This is a genomic window from Geodermatophilus sp. SYSU D00708 (assembly GCF_054050115.1).
Genome location: NZ_JBJGYS010000040.1, coordinates 25,152 through 39,998 on the forward strand (window position 1 = coordinate 25,152; position 14,847 = coordinate 39,998).

Here is a 14,847-nt window from a genome sequence, read left to right on the forward strand (position 1 = left end):
CGGAACGGCCGGTGGCTGCTCCGGGGCCGAGGCCGGTGGTTCAGGCCCCCGCGGCGGTCCCCGCCGGGGTCTCGGACGCCGGCGCGCCGGCCGACTGGTCCGTCGCGGTGGAGTCCGTGCCGGGTGCCGGGGAGTCCGTGGCCGGCGCGGAGGCATCCGTGCTCGACTCGGCGGTCGGGGCCTCAGGAGCCGGGGCCTCGGCAGCCGGCGGCTGCTGGGGCACGAGGTCCGGGGCCGGCAGCGGCCTCGGCGGGTCGCTGTTGATCGAGTCGCAGTCGATGTCGTGATGCCCCACCTGGTACTGGAACATCATGTCGTGGTCCTCGTGCGACAGGTTGTGGCAGTGGATCATGTAGCGCCCGTCCTCGTGCTCGAAACGCATGAGCAGGCGCACGGTCTCGTTCTCGCCGACGTAGACGACGTCCTTGGGGCCGCGTTCCTCGGGGCGCGGCGGCTGGACCACCCCGCTCACGGTCCGGCTGAGCACCCGGAAGTCGATCAGGTGGATGTGCAGCGGGTGGAACCAGCCGCCTGACGAGTTCTCGACGTCCCAGATCTCGACGGCGTCGCGAGCGGGGTTGGCGAAGACGTACTCGTACTTCGACTTGACGACGTCGTCCCACGTCGTGTCGTTGATCTTCCACAGGCTGTTGCTCTTGTGGAGGCGCATGTGCCGGACCGCTGACCGCTCGGCCGCCTTGAGCGTCATCACGGGGTGCGGAGCACCCAGGGCGCTGGGCCACTGGTTGCCGTCGAAGCTGGTGACGCCCTTGCCCACCTCGAACTGCATCACCTTGCCGGTGTGGTCGAAGTCGCGGGCGTTCGGGACGCCGTCGTTGACCAGCTGGACCTTGGTGCCCTTGAGGTCCTTGAAGTCGATGATGATCTCGTAGCGCTCGGCCATCCCGATCGTGAAGGTGGTCACCTCCTGGGAGTTCTGCATGAACCCCCCGTCGGTGGCGATCACCTTGAACGGCATGTTGTTGCTCAGCCGGAGCCGGTAGCCGCGCGCGAGGGACCCGTTGAGGACGCGGAACCGGTACTTGCGGGGCTCGACCTTCATGTTCGGCCACGGCACGCCGTTGACCAGGATGACGTCGCCGTAGACCCCGGACTCGTTGTCGTCGTTCCACAGCAGCTGGCCGTCGGCGGCGAAGATGACGTCGCTCAGGACCAGCGGGAACTCGTACTGGGGCTTGCCCTCGGCGGCCTTCTGCCGGTCCCAGCGGGGGATCTGGAGGCCGATCTCCAGCTCCTCGTCCACCAGGTGGTACTGGGCGGCCAGGCCCATGTAGACGTTCTGCGCGGTGTGGTGCACCCCGTGGTCGTGGTACCAGAGCGTCCGCGGCGTGCAGTTGTTCGGGTACTGGTAGCTCTTCCACTCGCCCGGGTTGGTCAGGTCGCCGGCGTACCCGTCGTACTGCGGCTTGGACGGCGAGCCGTGCAGGTGCAACGAGGTCCAGGGGAGGTAGCCCAGGGTGGGGTGGCGCTTCGGCAGGCTGTTGATCACCTGCATGACCGTCCTGCGCGGGATCTTCCTGCCGGGGTTGTCGGGGTCGGGCTGCAGGTAGCTCCGGATCGTCGGCCCGGGGACCGACCGCAGCAGGGAGCCATCCGGCTTCTGACCGGCGTAGCACCACATCTTGGTCCAGATGCCCGGGATCAACTGGACCTGCGTGTTCGTCTCGGTGATCCGGTAGTAGTCCGTGCCCAGGTACTCCGACCCCGTGATCGGCTCGCCCGGCTGGTGGCCACCAGTGGTCGGCGGGACGTAGTCGTCGGGCACGTGGCCGAAGACGTTGCTCCGGACGTCGTCGGTGACGGTCGGCTCCAGCACCGGCGGGGCCTTGAAGGCGGCCGCGTACGGCACCGGCATCTTGCTGGCCGGCAGTGCGGACGCCGCTGCCGCCGAGAGGACCCCCGTCACGGGCAGCGCCAGTGCTGCCGTGCCGGCCGCCGACAGCTTCAGCACGTCGCGTCGGTTGAGGTTGGGCGTCTCCATCTGAATGGCTCCTCGAGCAGATCCCCGGGCTGATTGAGGAAGAGACTGCAGGTCAGATCGCAGTTCTCACAGCCGCGGCGAGGGGGGAGCGGTGATCCCGAAAAGTGGGGGGAGTGGACGGCGGCAACCGCAGAACCATCACTGTGGGTGAGGATCCACTGCTCCTGCGTACGGAGCACCTGCGCACATGCACACACGACGTGACGGAGCGTGACAGGAAATCTGGCGTCCTGCGCATTTCTCTGACGACGAGAAATGGACGACCGCATTTCTCTGCCCAGATCGGGCGACCATTCCGCGGCGGTCGGGGATCGGCCGACGGACGTGCCGGGTGTGGCGGGTGACGGGCGCTACGGGAGCGCGCCCCCTGGCCCCCGCCCGGTCGTGGTGGGGGGGTGCACACCCCTGGCCGAACCAGCCTCATGGGTGGTGCCGGAGTGGACGTGCGCCGTTCACACGGCAGCGACCGGTACCCGGGCGACGGATCGCCCGGGTACCGGTCGCGGGTGCGGGCTCTAGAGGCCGCGGTTGCCGCTCAGCGTGGTCCCCGCTGCACGGTCGAGGATCGGCTCGGGGTGGCTGATGCCCGTGAAGTCGTTGCCCTCGATGACGACGCCGCCGGCCCCCGGCATCACCCGGATCGCGCGGGCGGTCGTGGCCCCCGGCGCCTGCTGGAACGTGGAGGCGGCCACCCGGGCCCCGTTGGCGCCGACCAGTTCGACCGCCCACCCGCCGTCGGGGATGCCGGTGAACCGGCACTCCTCCACCGTCAGGTCGGTCACCGGGCCCTGGGGACCGGCGACGAGCTGCCGCTTGCCCGGCGCCCCGGTGAAGGTGCACCGGCGCAACCGGACCTGCGAGGCCTCGTTGACGACCACGGACAGGTCCGAGACGCCCGACGGGGCGGTGAACGTACAGCCGTCGAACGTCAGGCCGCTGATGTTCGGGCCGCCGACCCGCAGCGGACCGTTCACCGGGCGGATGATCGAGGTGCGCGTGAAGGTGACGTCCCGGATCGCGCCCGAGGTCGCCGGGTCCGTCTGGATGCGGATCTCCTGGGTGCCGGCGTCCGCGGCGGCGGCCATGTCCACCGAGCAGTCGGTGAACGACACCCGCTCGATCACCCCGGTGCTGTGGGTGTTCTTCACGACGATGCCCCGGTTGGCGCCCGCGCCCCGGCACTCGACGAACGAGCAGTCACGGATGGAGGCGTCCATCACCTCCTCGCCCTTGGTGTGCTCGAGCAGGGCCACCATGAAGCGGCTCACCGAGCTGACGCCGGTGCAGCCGACGTAGCTGCCGCGGGCGATGTCCATCCCGTAGAACAGCCCGGTCGGGTCGCCGATCGGCACGAACTGCAGGCAGTCGTCGCCCGACTCGACGTGGCAGCCGATGCCGCGGAAGTCGTTCCCGGCGAAGACCCGGATGCCTCCGGTGCCGGTGTCGGCGGCGCTGTTGCGGATCCGCACGCGCTCGGCCCGGCCCCGGTCACCGCCGTACATGATCGCCTGGCCGCCGGCGTAGGTGTCGATGGTGACGTCGCGCAGCAGGACGTCGTTGCCGTAGAGCGCCAGGATCACCCCCGTCCGGCCGTGGTCCACGGCCCCGATCGACCCGGGGCCGGTGATCCGCACCCCGTCCACGCGCTCGGCGAAGTCGGCGTTGCGGAGGAACGCGTTGACCAGGCCGGGCTGGGCCGCCCAGTCCTTCTGCAGCCGGGCGCCGCGCTCGAGGTGCAGCTGGGTGCCCGGCCGCACGAGGAGGCTCGCGGTGCACCGGTAGGTGCCGCGCCGCAGCACGCCGACCAGCCCCGTGGTCGCCGACTCGTCGAGCATCGCCTGCACCGCGGCGGTGTCGTCGGCGCGCCCGTCGCCCACGGCGCCGAAGGTGCCGGCCCGGAGGGTCTCTCCCGCGGCCAGCGAGACCGCCGCCGGCCCCTCCGGGTGCGTGAGAGCGGCCCCGTCACGGCCGAGCGCCGGGATGGAGGACAGCCCGGCGGCGCCCAGCCCGGTCGCGCCCAGGACCAGCAACCCACGCCTGGTCAGCCGACCGTCGGCAGAGCGACGAGAGTCGCCCGTCGTGCCGGGAGGAGGGGAGAGGTGCTCCATGCGGGTCTCCGTCCGTGAGAGCGCACCGCGCTTCCGGGGCCGGCGCGGGGGAGTGGTGGCGGGCTCCGCTCACCGGGTGGCGGACCGCACCGCCGTGAAGGCCTGCCGGTGCACCGCCGCGACGGTGCGGACCAGGATGACCAGGTCCCGCCACAGCGACCAGTGCTCGATGTAGGAGTTGTCGAAGCGGGCGCGCTCCTCGATGGAGGTCTCGCCCCGCAGCCCGTGGATCTGGGCCCAGCCGGTGAGGCCCACGGCCAGCCGGTGCCGGTCGCGGTAGCCGTACACGGAGTCGGCGAACTGGGCGGCGTAGCGCCGCTCCTCGGGGCGGGGGCCCACCAGGGACATGTCGCCGCGGAGGATGTTCCACAGCTGCGGCAGCTCGTCGAGGCTGGTGCGGCGCAGCGCCGTGCCGATCGCTGTCTGCCGGCGCTCGACGTCGATCTGCCGGGCGTGCATGGTGCTGCGGGTCGAGGCGTGCACCGGCTCGCCGACCGGCTCGGGTGCGGCCACGCGCAGGGTGCGGAACTTGAGGATCGCGATCTCCTCGCCGGCGTGCCCCACCCGCACCTGGCGGAACAGGATCGGGCCGGGGCTGCTCACCCGCACGGCGAGGGCCAGGACGGCGAGCACGGGGGCGAGGACGGTCAGCGCCGTGCCCGCGACGGCGACGTCGACGAGGCGCTTGACCCGCCACACCCCGCGGCGCAGCGCGGCCCGCCGGACCCGGTGCAGCGGGATGCCCCAGAGGTCCTCGACGTCGGCGCCGTTGGGCGACAGCCCCACGTCGAAGAAGCGCGGGACGATGTAGACCTCGACGCCGCGGAGGGCGGCGCTGCGCACCAGGTCGACCAGGTCGGCCTCGCGGGTGGGCCCGTAGGCGACGACGACCGTGCGGACGCCGTAGGTGTCGAGGACCAGGTCGAGGTCCTCCAGGTGGCCCAGCGGCTCGCGCCCGTCCAGCGGGGAGCCGTCGCTGAGGAAGCCCACGCCGCGCAGCCCGTACTCGGGGTGCTCGTCGAGGGTGGTCAGCAGGTCCATGCCCAGCCGGCCGCCCCCGAGCACCAGCGTGGCCGAGCCGACCGCCAGGGAGCGCCGGGCGCGGCGGATCGCGGCGTAGGAGAGGCTGCGGCCGAGGACGAAGCACGGCACGGCGCACAGCGCGTGCACCGCCAGGCCCAGGTCGGCGCCGGCCACGTACCCGACGGGGGTGGCCAGCAGCAGCCCGACGGCCAGCCGGGGCAGGTGGCGGGGCGCCTCGTCCAGGGCGGACAGCGAGATCCGGGGCCGGTGGGCGCCCGCGGCGGCCAGCGCGGCCAGCGTCAGGACGACGAGGGCGGCGGTCACCACGGCGGACCCGCCCAGCCACCCCGCGGGCAGCGCCAGCGCGGCGGTGTCCACGGTGACCAGCAGGGCACGGATCGCGGCGCGCTGCTCGCGGGGCTCGGCCCCGATCAGGAGCGGTGCGGCGTCCGGGCGCGCGGCTCCGGCCGAGCGCACCCGCCCGTCCGGCACCTCCAGGACGGGCTCCGGGTCCAGCACGTCCCGGACCGGCCCCCCGCCGACGTCGATCATGGCCACCCCCGCTGCTTGAGTGGGTCCAGGGTCGTCGGCCGGAGCGCCGGGGCACACTCCCGCACGAGGTGCCGACGCATCCCCAATACCGGGGTGCGGGGGCGGACCGCCGGTAGCATCCGCGCGGTGACCGACGCCCCCGACTTCCTGGTCATCGGGGCCGCCCGCAGCGGGACGACCGCGCTGGCCTCCTTCCTCGGCGAGCACCCGGACGTCTTCTTCTCCACCCCCAAGGAGCCGCACTTCCTCGCCTTCCCGGAGGGCGCACCGCGGTTCACCGGCCCGGGCGACGACGACCTGGTCAACCGGGTCGCCGTCCGCGACCCGCAGGCCTGGCTGCGGCTGTTCGCCGGGCGCCCCGAGGCGCGCCGGGGAGAGGGGTCGGTGACCACGCTGGCGTACCCGGCCGCGTCCGTACCCGCGATCGCGCGGTACTGCGCGCCCGGCTGCCGGGTCGTGGCCGTGCTGCGCGACCCGGTGGAGCGGGCGTTCTCCAGCTGGCAGTACCTGCGCAGCCGCGGGCACGACGCGGGCAGCTTCGAGGAGGGGCTGGCCGCCGAGGAGGATCGGATCGCGGCCGGGTGGAGCCACATGTGGCACTTCGCCCGGCTCAGCCGCTACGCCGAGCAGCTCGCCCCGTTCGCGGATGCGTTCGGGGACCGGTTGCTGGTGCTCACGCAGGAGGAGCTCGCGGCCGACCCGGCGGGGGAGCTGCGGCGGGTGTTCGCGTTCCTCGGCGTGGACCCGGACGTCGACGTCCACACCGATCGCCGGGTCAACGAGGGCGGGCTGCCGCGCAGTCGCGGGGTGGCCGGAGCGCTGAACGTGGTGCGCCGCTCCCCGGCCGCCCGGCGGCTGGTGAAGCGGGTGGTGCCCGAGCGACACCGGGAGCGCATCCGCTCGGCCAACCTGCGGCGGGAGACGGTCGACCCGGGGACCCGGCGCCGGCTCGCGGCATCCCTCGCCGGCGACCTACGGGAGCTGCAGGACGTGCTGGGCCGCCGCCTGCCCTGGCCCAGTGCGGAGGGGGTGCGGTGAGCGGGCACCGGGTCCGCGTGCTGCAGCTGACCGGCATCACCGTGGGCGGCTCGGCCGAGCACCTGCTCCAGCTCGCCACCCTGCTGCCTCCCGACCGCTTCGACGTGTCGGTCGCGCTGTCCGGCGGCGGCCCGCTGGACGACGAGATCCGCGCCACCGGGCTGCGGGTGGTCGACTACGCGCCGTCCCACGGCACCGGCCACTTCAAGCAGGCCACGCCCGACGGCCCCGTCGAGCTGGTCCGCCAGTTCCTCCGGATCCGCGCCGACATCCGCCGGCAGCGCTACGACGTCGTGCACACCCACACGTCGATCGCCGGCGCGATGGGCCGGGTGGCGGCCTGGTCGGCCGGGACGCCGGTGCGGGTGCACATGCTGCACGCCTACGCCGGGCACGCCGCCGTGCCCCAGCCGAGGCGGTCGCTGTTCCGGGCGGTGGAGCGGCTGCTCGGGCTGTTCACCACCCACTACGTCGCGGGGTCGGCGTTCATCCGGGACGTCGGCGTCCGCAACCGCGTCGTCCCGGCGTCACGCACCACGGTCATCCACTACTCCAGCCGACAGCAGGTCGGCGACGCGACCCCGGCCGACCGCGCCCGCCTGCGCGCGGGCCTCGGCCTCCCCGAGGACGCACTCCTCGTCGCGCTGGTGGGCCGGGTGGAGGACCAGAAGGGCGTCGACCACCTCGTCCGGGCCGCCCGCACGGTGACCGCGCAGGTGCCCGCCGCACACGTCGTCGTGGTCGGCGACGGCACGCGCCGGGCGGAGGTGGAGCGGCTGACCGCCGACCTGGGCCTGACCGGCCGGGTGCACTTCACCGGGTGGCGGCACGACCTCACCGAGGTCATGCGAGGGATCGACGTCCTCGCGCTGCCCTCCCGCTGGGAGGCCTTCGGCATCGTCAACCTCGAGGCGATGGCCGCGGCCAAGCCGGTGGTCGGCTTCGCCGTCGAGGGCGTCCCGGAGGTCGTCGTCCACGGCGAGACCGGGCTGCTGTCCGCGGCCGGCGACGAGGACGGGCTGGCCCGGGACCTGGTCCGGGTGCTCACCGACCCCGACCTGGCCGCTCGCCTCGGCGCGGCCGGGCGGCGCCGCTTCGTCGAGCGGTTCGCCCCCGAGGAGATGGTCCGGGCGCACGTCGAGCTCTACGACCACCTGCTCCTCGCGCCCCCTCGGGGCCGGGGACGGCTCCTCAGGAGGCGGCGAGGACGCCACGGATGAGGCCCGCGAACGTCCGGCCGAGGTCCTGCACGCGGTAGTGCTCGCGGACGAGCGCCGCCCCCGCCGCGCCCATCGCGGCCCGGTCCCGGGCCGGCAGCTCGGCCAGCTCGGCGATCCGGGCGCGGATGGCCGCCGGGTCGCCGCTGCGGGCGATGAGCCCGTCCCGGGGTTGCTCGAACACCGGCGGCTCACCCGAGCAGTCGGTGAACACGGTCGGGCAGCCGGCGGCCATCGCCTCCATCACCGCCAGCGGAAGCGCCGGGCCCTCCCAGCGGGCGGTGTGCACGTACCCGTCGGCGGCGGCCAGCAGTCGGGCGACGTCGTCCCGCCAGCCGAGGAAGGTGACCGCGTCGCCGAGGTCGAGCTCGCCGACCAGCCGCTGCAGCCCCGCCTCGTAGCCGCCGGTGCGCCGGGCCGCGCCGGAGCTGCCGCCGGCGCCGACGAGTGCGACGTGCACCGGGAGAACCGAGGGCCGGCCGAGCGCGGCGAGCAGCAGGTCCTGGCCCTTCTGCGGGTCCAGCCGGCCGACGTTGAGCAGCAGCAGCTCGCCCTCGCGGGCGCCCATCTCCGCGCGCAGCCGGGCCCGCTCCTGCGCGGTCAGCTCGACCGGCGGCGGCACCTCGATGCCGTTGGGCAGGACGACGGTCCGCTCGACGGGCACGCCGAACCCGGTCATCTCGTCGCGGACGACGGTGGACGTGCACACCGCCAGCGTCGTCCGGCGGGCCACCACGGTCCGGTAGCTGCGCCGCTTGAGCGCCGCGACCGGGGCCGGGCCCCAGAAGTGGTGCTGGTTCTGCACCATGAGCACGCCGGGCACCCCCGCCTGCGCGGCGGCCAGCAGCGCCGGCACGCGGTCCCGCTGGTTGACGCCGATGACGCACCCCCCGCCGTCGCGACGCACCTGCGCGGCCAGGGCCGGCACCAGCCGCGGGTCCCAGGGGCGCTCCAGCCGCGGCTCGGGCACCGTGCGCGCGCCGAGAGCGGCGAAGTCGGGGAGGATGCTCGGCCCCGCCGCGGGCGGCGCTCCGTGCAGCAGGGTGAGGGTGCAGCCGTCGTCCACCAGCGCCCGGGCGAAGCCGAGCGCCATCTTGGCCGCCCCGGTGCGGTCGGGCAGCCGGAGCGTCATGTGCACGGCGGTCACGCCGGGCGCTCCGGCCGCCCCGCGGGGTCCCGCCACGCGGACAGGTCCAGCCCGGTGAGCCGCTCGGTCAGCTCGACGTCGGGCCGGAAGGTCTCGACCAGCTCGGCGCGGGTCTCGTCGCGGTAGGTGCTGCGCACGATGTTGCGGGAGACGATCTGCCGCCGGAGCCGACGCTGCAGCGGCACCGGGAGCAGCGGCCGGACCAGCTTCTTCAGCGGGTGGTGACGGGACACGACCCGGCTGAGGAAACGGCTGCGTGGTTCACCCGACCGGTGCGGGTCCGGCTCGACGGTGCGCTCCACGGCGGGCACCCCGAGGAACGCGTAGACCCGCCGCAGGACGTCGTCCGGGTCGGCGACGAGGTCCTCGTGGCGCAGCGCCAGCACCTGGTCGCGCGGGAACACGTCGAGCACGTGCTGCACCTGCTCGCCGTACCGGCTCATCCCGGTGTAGTGCCAGATGTGGTGCCAGCCGTGGCCGATGCGGCGGGCCTCGTCGGCGAGGGCCGCCTCGAACGTGTCGCACGGCTCCCAGCCGCGGGTGCGCATGAATGTGTAGGCCGAGAAGGCCCGGTCCGCGGGATCGCGCAGCACGCAGATCAGCCGCGCGTCGGGCACCTCGTCGCGGAGCCGCGTGACCGCCGCCGGGTAGTAGAGGGTCGACACCGACGCCTCGCCGCGGAGCTGGCCGGGCCGGGCACCCCGGTACAGCTGGCCGTACGCGGCGCGATCGGTGACGGCGAGTCGGTTGATGGTCTCCCGGTCGCCCGGGCCCGTGAACGTGGGCCGAGCGCCGGCGAGGGCGTAGTAGTGGGGCTCCTTCGGATCGGTGAGGAACAGCCCGGGGTGCTCCTCGAGGTACTCGTACAACGCGGTCGTCCCCGACCGCGCCGCGCCGATGACCAGGAACTGCGGTCCGAGCATCACGTCCCTCTCCGTGCCGGACGGGCGGTCGTACGGATCCCCGTCCTCCGGCGGGCCACCCGCGCCAGGCGCAGGTTGTGCCCGCTCATCGCGACGGCTGCCGCGGCCGCCACCCCGGTCGCGCCCCACTCCGACCCCCACCAGGCGCCGCACGCGAAGAACGCCGCCGAGGAGACCAGGGCGCTGACGGCGACCGTGCGCTCGTGGCCGGTGTGGGACAGCACCCCGGCGCACGGGCCCGTCCAGGCGTTGGCCAGGACACCGACGCACATGACGAGCGCGGGGACCACCGCGTCCGCGTAGAGGGCACCGAAGACGGCCGGCACCACGACCGGCCCGGTGACGGCCAGGCCGACCACGGCGACCCCGATGGCCACGGTCGACCAGACGGCGAAGCGCCGGACGGGCTCCTCCAGGGACGCCAGGCGGCCCGCGGCCGACGCGGCGGCGAAGCGCGGTGCCAGGGTCCGCAGACCGATCGCGACCGGGACCGCGACCAGCAGCGCGATCCGGACGGCGACGGAGAAGAGGGCCACCTCCTCCACCGGTGCGATGGCCGCGAGCAACCAGACGCCGGCCTGCGGGACGGTCACCGCGGCCAGCGTGGCGAGGACGAAGGCGCTGCCGCCGCGCAGCATCCGCCAGGGGGACTCCGCGGGCTCCCCGCTTCGGGCGGGCGCGTCGCCGAGGGCCCGGCGGAGCACCAGCACGCCGACGAGGTAGGCCCCGGTCTCGATCGCGACCGCCCACCAGAGGACCGCCTCCAGCGAGGGCAGCCACGTCACCGCGGCGGCCAGGGCGAGCAGCAGGCCGATCAGGACCACGCGGCGGACGTGCTCACCGAAGGTGAGGGCCAGCCCGAACCGTCCGCGGGCCCGGAGGGCGTTCACCACGACGGGGCCGAAGGCCGCCGCCGGGAGCCACAGGGCGATGACCGGCACCAGCGGCCGGTAGACCTCGGGAGGAGTCCCGGCGCCGGCCGCCAGGGGGCCGATCCCGGCCCACCACACCGCCACCACGGCGACTGCGCCGACGGTCTGGGCCACGAGCAGGTGCCGCAGGGTCCGCACCTGCTCCGGCGCGCCCGGGCCGGCGAAGGCGATCGTGGCCACCCGGGTCAGGCCGAACTGGGCGAGCACGGCCAGGTAGCCCAGCCAGGCGAGCCCCCACGACAGCGCGGAGAACTCGTCCGGCGGCAGCGTCCGGGCGCCGAACAGCGTGAGCAGGAACCCGCTGACGACGGCCGCCAGCTGACCGACGGCGACCAGCCCGGCATCGCGCCGCAGGCTGCTGCGCGGTGAGGCCGGCCCGGGTCGGCGGGACGTCGGCGCGGTCAAGGGCGGGCAGACCCGGGCGCGGGCGTCTCGCCGGAGCGCGGCGGTGCGGGCAGGGGGGACGGGGAGTCCGGCCCGTCGGGGGAGGAGCGGCGGAGGAAGAGGTTGATCACCACGGCGACGGCGATGATCGGCACCCCGATGGCCACCCACTTGGGCATGGAGACCGCCCACAGGCCGCCGGGGAAGACCCGGACGGCGAACACGAGGCTGAAGCCCCACACCAGCGGGTCCCGGGAGAACCGCCGCAACGCGAGCTGACCGGCGCGGACGATCACCCCGCTCAGCAGTCCGCCGAGCGCGACACCGAGCCAGCCCAGGTTGAGGTACCAGTCGCCGACGGGTGTGGACGGGAAGCCGTTGTTGCGGTCGATGTAGGTTTGCGCCAGCCGCACGGCGGGGGTCAGGAACGGCTCCTGCTCCCCGGCGATGGACGACGGCACCGCCGCGACGGTGCCCTCGACGAAGTCCTCGCCCCCGCGGAAGTCGAACTCGTCGGGCCAGTCGTCGAGGATCAGCAGCAGGGAGTCGTAGAAGGTGTTGTTGGTGGCCACGGCCACCTGGCGCACGGTGGTCTGGTCCTCGAGGGTGGGCGCGAGCTCCCCCCACAGGACCGTGTCCCGGGCCGTGCGCAGCGAGAAGGCCAGCAGCAGGGCCACGACCGGCACCAGGAAGAACCGCCGTCGCCAGCGCGGGTCGCGCAGCCACTGCCAGCCGCTGCGGCCCTCCACCTCGTGCCCCGTCCTGCTGAAGACCAGCGATCCCGCCAGCAGCGCGATGGCGGAGATCACCGGGATGTCCCGGGCCCCCCACGTCCAGCTCAGGTAGGCGTTGAGCGCGATCAGCCCGAGGGCCACGAGCCGCTGGAGCCAAGCCCCCCGAGCCGGGGCGAAGAAGGCGGCCACCGCGAAGAGGGCGGCCAGCATCGGGATCGAGCGCAGCGCCCGGCTCTCGGCGACGTCGTGCTCGACCTTCGAGGCGTTCAGCAGCCCGGCCGGCCCGCCGTACCGGATCCACAGCAGTGCGGTCACGGCGAACGCCAGGGCGCCCACTCCCAGGGCGAGGAGCAGCAGCACCCGCGGTGACAGCGGGCCCCTCGTCCGGGGGAACAGCAGTTCGGCCGGGCCGACGAGGAAGGTCAGGTGGCGGGCGCCCACCCACAGCGCGAGCAGGAAGACCGCGACGGCGGCCTGGCCGTGGACGATCAGCCCCGCGACGTCCCGGTCGAGGAACAGCTCGGTCGGGAAGGGCGTGTCCAGGCCGACCACCAGCTGGATCGGACGCCACAGCAGCTGGAGCGCGAGGTAGTACAGCGTCAGCGCCATGAAGTCCAGCGGATGGCGCACGAGCGACCGGTAGACCCAGGCCCACAGGAGGAACGAGGCCACGACGGCCACGACCGGCACGACCACGACCGCCCCCCGTCCTGCGCCGGACGCACCGCCGTCCGCCGGCCCTCACCGTCCCCCCGATCGGTGACGGAGTGGGCAGGGTAACGCAGGATCCGCGTGATCCCGGGCTTTCTGCCCTAACATCCCGCCGGTGTGTGAAGGCCCCCGTCTCATGATCGTCGGCGCCCCGAAGAGCGGCTCGACCGCGCTGTTCCGGTACCTCGCCGACCACCCCCAGGTCCGGGCGCACGTGCACCCGGAGATGCCGTTCTTCGGGCGGGACGACGAGTTCGCCGGCGGGTGGGACGCGGCCGTGCAGAAGTACTTCCCGCCCTCGGTGGGGTCGGCGCCCCTCGTCGCCAAGCACACCATGGCCATGTACGACCCGGTCGCGGTCCGCCGGATCGCCGAGAGCACCTCGGCCGTGGTCGTCGCCGTCCTCCGGGACCCGGTCGCCCGGGCCTACTCGCACTTCCACTACGCCCGGTTGCGCGGCTGGGAGGACGCCGCGACCTTCGAGGAGGGGCTGGAGCGGGAGGCCGGCCGCCCGGCGAGCACGCCGCCGCGGGCGCGGGACATGCGTTACGCCGGTGACGGGGTGTACGCGCCGCACGTGCGCGAGCTGTTCGCCGTCCTGCCCCCGGAGCGACGGCGCGTCTACCTGTCCCAGGACCTGCGCGCCGACGCGGGGCGGGTGTGTGCGGAGGTGTTCGAGCTCGCGGGCCTGCCACCCTTCGCACCCGACGTCACCCGCGGCCACAACGAGGCCCGGACCGCGCGGTCGGCGAGACTGGCGCGAGCGGTCCTCGCCGGCCAGCAGCCGGGGAGTCCGCTGCGCACCCTGCTCGCCCGGGTGCCCAGCCGGGTCAAGTACCGCGTACGCGACGTCGTCGACCGGCTCAACGCCGGACCGGCCTCCTTCCCGCCGATGGACCCGGACACGGCCGCCCGCCTGCGGGAGCGGTTCCGCGCGCCCAACGCCGAGCTCGCCGGGGTGCTCGGTCGGTCACTCGATGCATGGAACACGTGACTCGATAGCAGACGGACCACGGGGTCCACCCGGTACCTTTCCCGCCGTGCTGGACACCGCTGCTGACGACACCGCGCGCACGGCCCCCGACCCGGGCGACGGCGTGCCCCGTGCCAGGCGGCACGAGGACCCGGGCACCGGCCTGCGCGATCACCTGACCGCCCTGGGCCGGTGGTGGTGGCTGGCGCTGCTCACGTTCCTCGTCGTGCTCGCCGTCTCGATCGGCTCGCTCTACGTCATCGACCCCGTCTACCGGTCCGAGGCCGAGGTCCTGGTGCGCACCGAGGACAGCCGCCAGCTGTTCCCCCGCACCAGCGGGACGACGGCCGGCGTGCTGACCCGCACGCCGCAGGCCGAGCTGGAGTACGTGCAGAGCGACGCGTTCCAGGACCAGGCCCGGGAGGCCGCCGGCAACGACGTCGAGGTGGACGTGCGCACCGAGCTGGACTCCAGCGCGCTCCTCTTCGTCGCCGAGTCCGGGGACGCGGAGGAGGCGCAGGAGACCGCGCAGGCCTGGGCGGAGACCTACGTGAGCGCGCGGCACGACGCCGACGTCGCCCAGACCACCCGACTGCGCGACCTGCTCACCGGTGACCGCGACGGCCTCAACGCCCGGCGCACCGAGATCCTGGCGCCGGTCGCCGCTCTCGACGAGGCGGTGGCCACCGAGACAGACCCGGTGGAGCTGTCCCGGCTGCTCAACCAGCGGCTGGCCATCCAGCGCAGCCTGTCCGGTGAGCTCGACCCGCTCGAGGCCCAGATCCGGCAGCTCAACACCCAGATCTCCGGCCTGGAGGTCGACCTGCGCGTGCTCGAGGACTCGCAGGCGCTGGCCTACGTGAGCGAGGCCGCCGAGCTGCCCGAGGAGCGGGCCAACGGGTCGCTGCGGCAGAGCGTGCTGGTCGGCGTCGCCGCAGGCGTGGTGCTCGCCGCCGGCGCCGTGGGGGCCGCCCAGGCGCTGCGTCCTCGACGTCCCTGACGCGGGGGGGGGGGGGGGGGGGGGGGGGGGGGGGGGGGGGGGGGGGGGGGGCGGGGGGGGGGGGGGGGGGGGGGGGGGGGGGGGGGGGGGGGGGGGGGGGGGG

The 14,847-nt window shown here is 74.3% G+C and carries 11 protein-coding genes; 4 read left to right on the top strand and 7 right to left on the bottom strand.

Annotation, left to right across the window (positions count from 1 at the left end; translation table 11 throughout):
- Nucleotides 1-40: 40 nt before the first annotated feature.
- The 3 genes from ACI79D_RS22835 to ACI79D_RS22845 form a co-directional block, all read right to left on the bottom strand.
- Nucleotides 41-2,002 carry a multicopper oxidase domain-containing protein gene (locus tag ACI79D_RS22835; RefSeq protein WP_456920811.1) on the bottom strand — a complete coding sequence of 654 codons (1,962 nt, stop codon included), beginning with the start codon at nucleotides 2,000-2,002 and terminating at the stop codon, nucleotides 41-43.
- A gap of 515 nt (nucleotides 2,003-2,517) precedes the next feature.
- Nucleotides 2,518-4,032: a hypothetical protein gene (locus tag ACI79D_RS22840; RefSeq protein ID WP_456920812.1), complete on the bottom strand. Its 1,515-nt coding sequence runs from the start codon at nucleotides 4,030-4,032 to the stop codon at nucleotides 2,518-2,520.
- Nucleotides 4,033-4,179: 147 nt separating this feature from the next.
- Nucleotides 4,180-5,685: a sugar transferase gene (locus ACI79D_RS22845; protein WP_456920821.1), complete on the bottom strand. Its 1,506-nt coding sequence runs from the start codon at nucleotides 5,683-5,685 to the stop codon at nucleotides 4,180-4,182.
- A gap of 126 nt (nucleotides 5,686-5,811) precedes the next feature.
- Between ACI79D_RS22845 and ACI79D_RS22850 the strand changes: the two genes are divergently transcribed.
- Nucleotides 5,812-6,723, top strand: coding sequence for a sulfotransferase family protein (locus ACI79D_RS22850; protein ID WP_456920813.1), 912 nt, complete (start codon nucleotides 5,812-5,814; stop codon nucleotides 6,721-6,723).
- Complete coding sequence (locus tag ACI79D_RS22855) at nucleotides 6,720-7,943, top strand: glycosyltransferase family 4 protein (RefSeq protein ID WP_456920814.1); 1,224 nt, start codon at nucleotides 6,720-6,722, stop codon at nucleotides 7,941-7,943. The genes ACI79D_RS22850 and ACI79D_RS22855 overlap by 4 nt, the downstream gene beginning before the upstream one ends.
- On the opposite strand, the gene ACI79D_RS22860 is transcribed toward ACI79D_RS22855, so the two are convergent.
- The 4 genes from ACI79D_RS22860 to ACI79D_RS22875 are packed head-to-tail and all read right to left on the bottom strand — an operon-like array spanning nucleotide 7,915 to nucleotide 12,756.
- A complete protein-coding gene (locus ACI79D_RS22860) occupies nucleotides 7,915-9,087 on the bottom strand; it encodes a glycosyltransferase family 4 protein (protein WP_456920815.1) in 1,173 nt (390 codons plus the stop codon). The two genes, ACI79D_RS22855 and ACI79D_RS22860, sit on opposite strands and share 29 nt — an antisense overlap.
- Nucleotides 9,084-10,010 carry a sulfotransferase family protein gene (locus ACI79D_RS22865; RefSeq protein WP_456920816.1) on the bottom strand — a complete coding sequence of 309 codons (927 nt, stop codon included), beginning with the start codon at nucleotides 10,008-10,010 and terminating at the stop codon, nucleotides 9,084-9,086. The genes ACI79D_RS22860 and ACI79D_RS22865 overlap by 4 nt, the downstream gene beginning before the upstream one ends.
- Complete coding sequence (locus ACI79D_RS22870) at nucleotides 10,010-11,347, bottom strand: lipopolysaccharide biosynthesis protein (protein ID WP_456920817.1); 1,338 nt, start codon at nucleotides 11,345-11,347, stop codon at nucleotides 10,010-10,012. The genes ACI79D_RS22865 and ACI79D_RS22870 overlap by 1 nt, the downstream gene beginning before the upstream one ends.
- On the bottom strand, nucleotides 11,344-12,756 hold the full coding sequence (locus ACI79D_RS22875) for a hypothetical protein (protein ID WP_456920818.1): 1,413 nt from the start codon (nucleotides 12,754-12,756) through the stop codon (nucleotides 11,344-11,346). The genes ACI79D_RS22870 and ACI79D_RS22875 overlap by 4 nt, the downstream gene beginning before the upstream one ends.
- A gap of 130 nt (nucleotides 12,757-12,886) precedes the next feature.
- Between ACI79D_RS22875 and ACI79D_RS22880 the strand changes: the two genes are divergently transcribed.
- Together ACI79D_RS22880 and ACI79D_RS22885 are read left to right on the top strand one after the other, a co-directional pair.
- Nucleotides 12,887-13,765 (top strand): sulfotransferase domain-containing protein, encoded by an 879-nt coding sequence (locus ACI79D_RS22880; protein WP_456920819.1) that lies wholly within the window; start codon nucleotides 12,887-12,889, stop codon nucleotides 13,763-13,765.
- Nucleotides 13,766-13,811: 46 nt separating this feature from the next.
- Nucleotides 13,812-14,744, top strand: coding sequence for a hypothetical protein (locus ACI79D_RS22885; protein WP_456920820.1), 933 nt, complete (start codon nucleotides 13,812-13,814; stop codon nucleotides 14,742-14,744).
- Nucleotides 14,745-14,847: the final 103 nt, after the last annotated feature.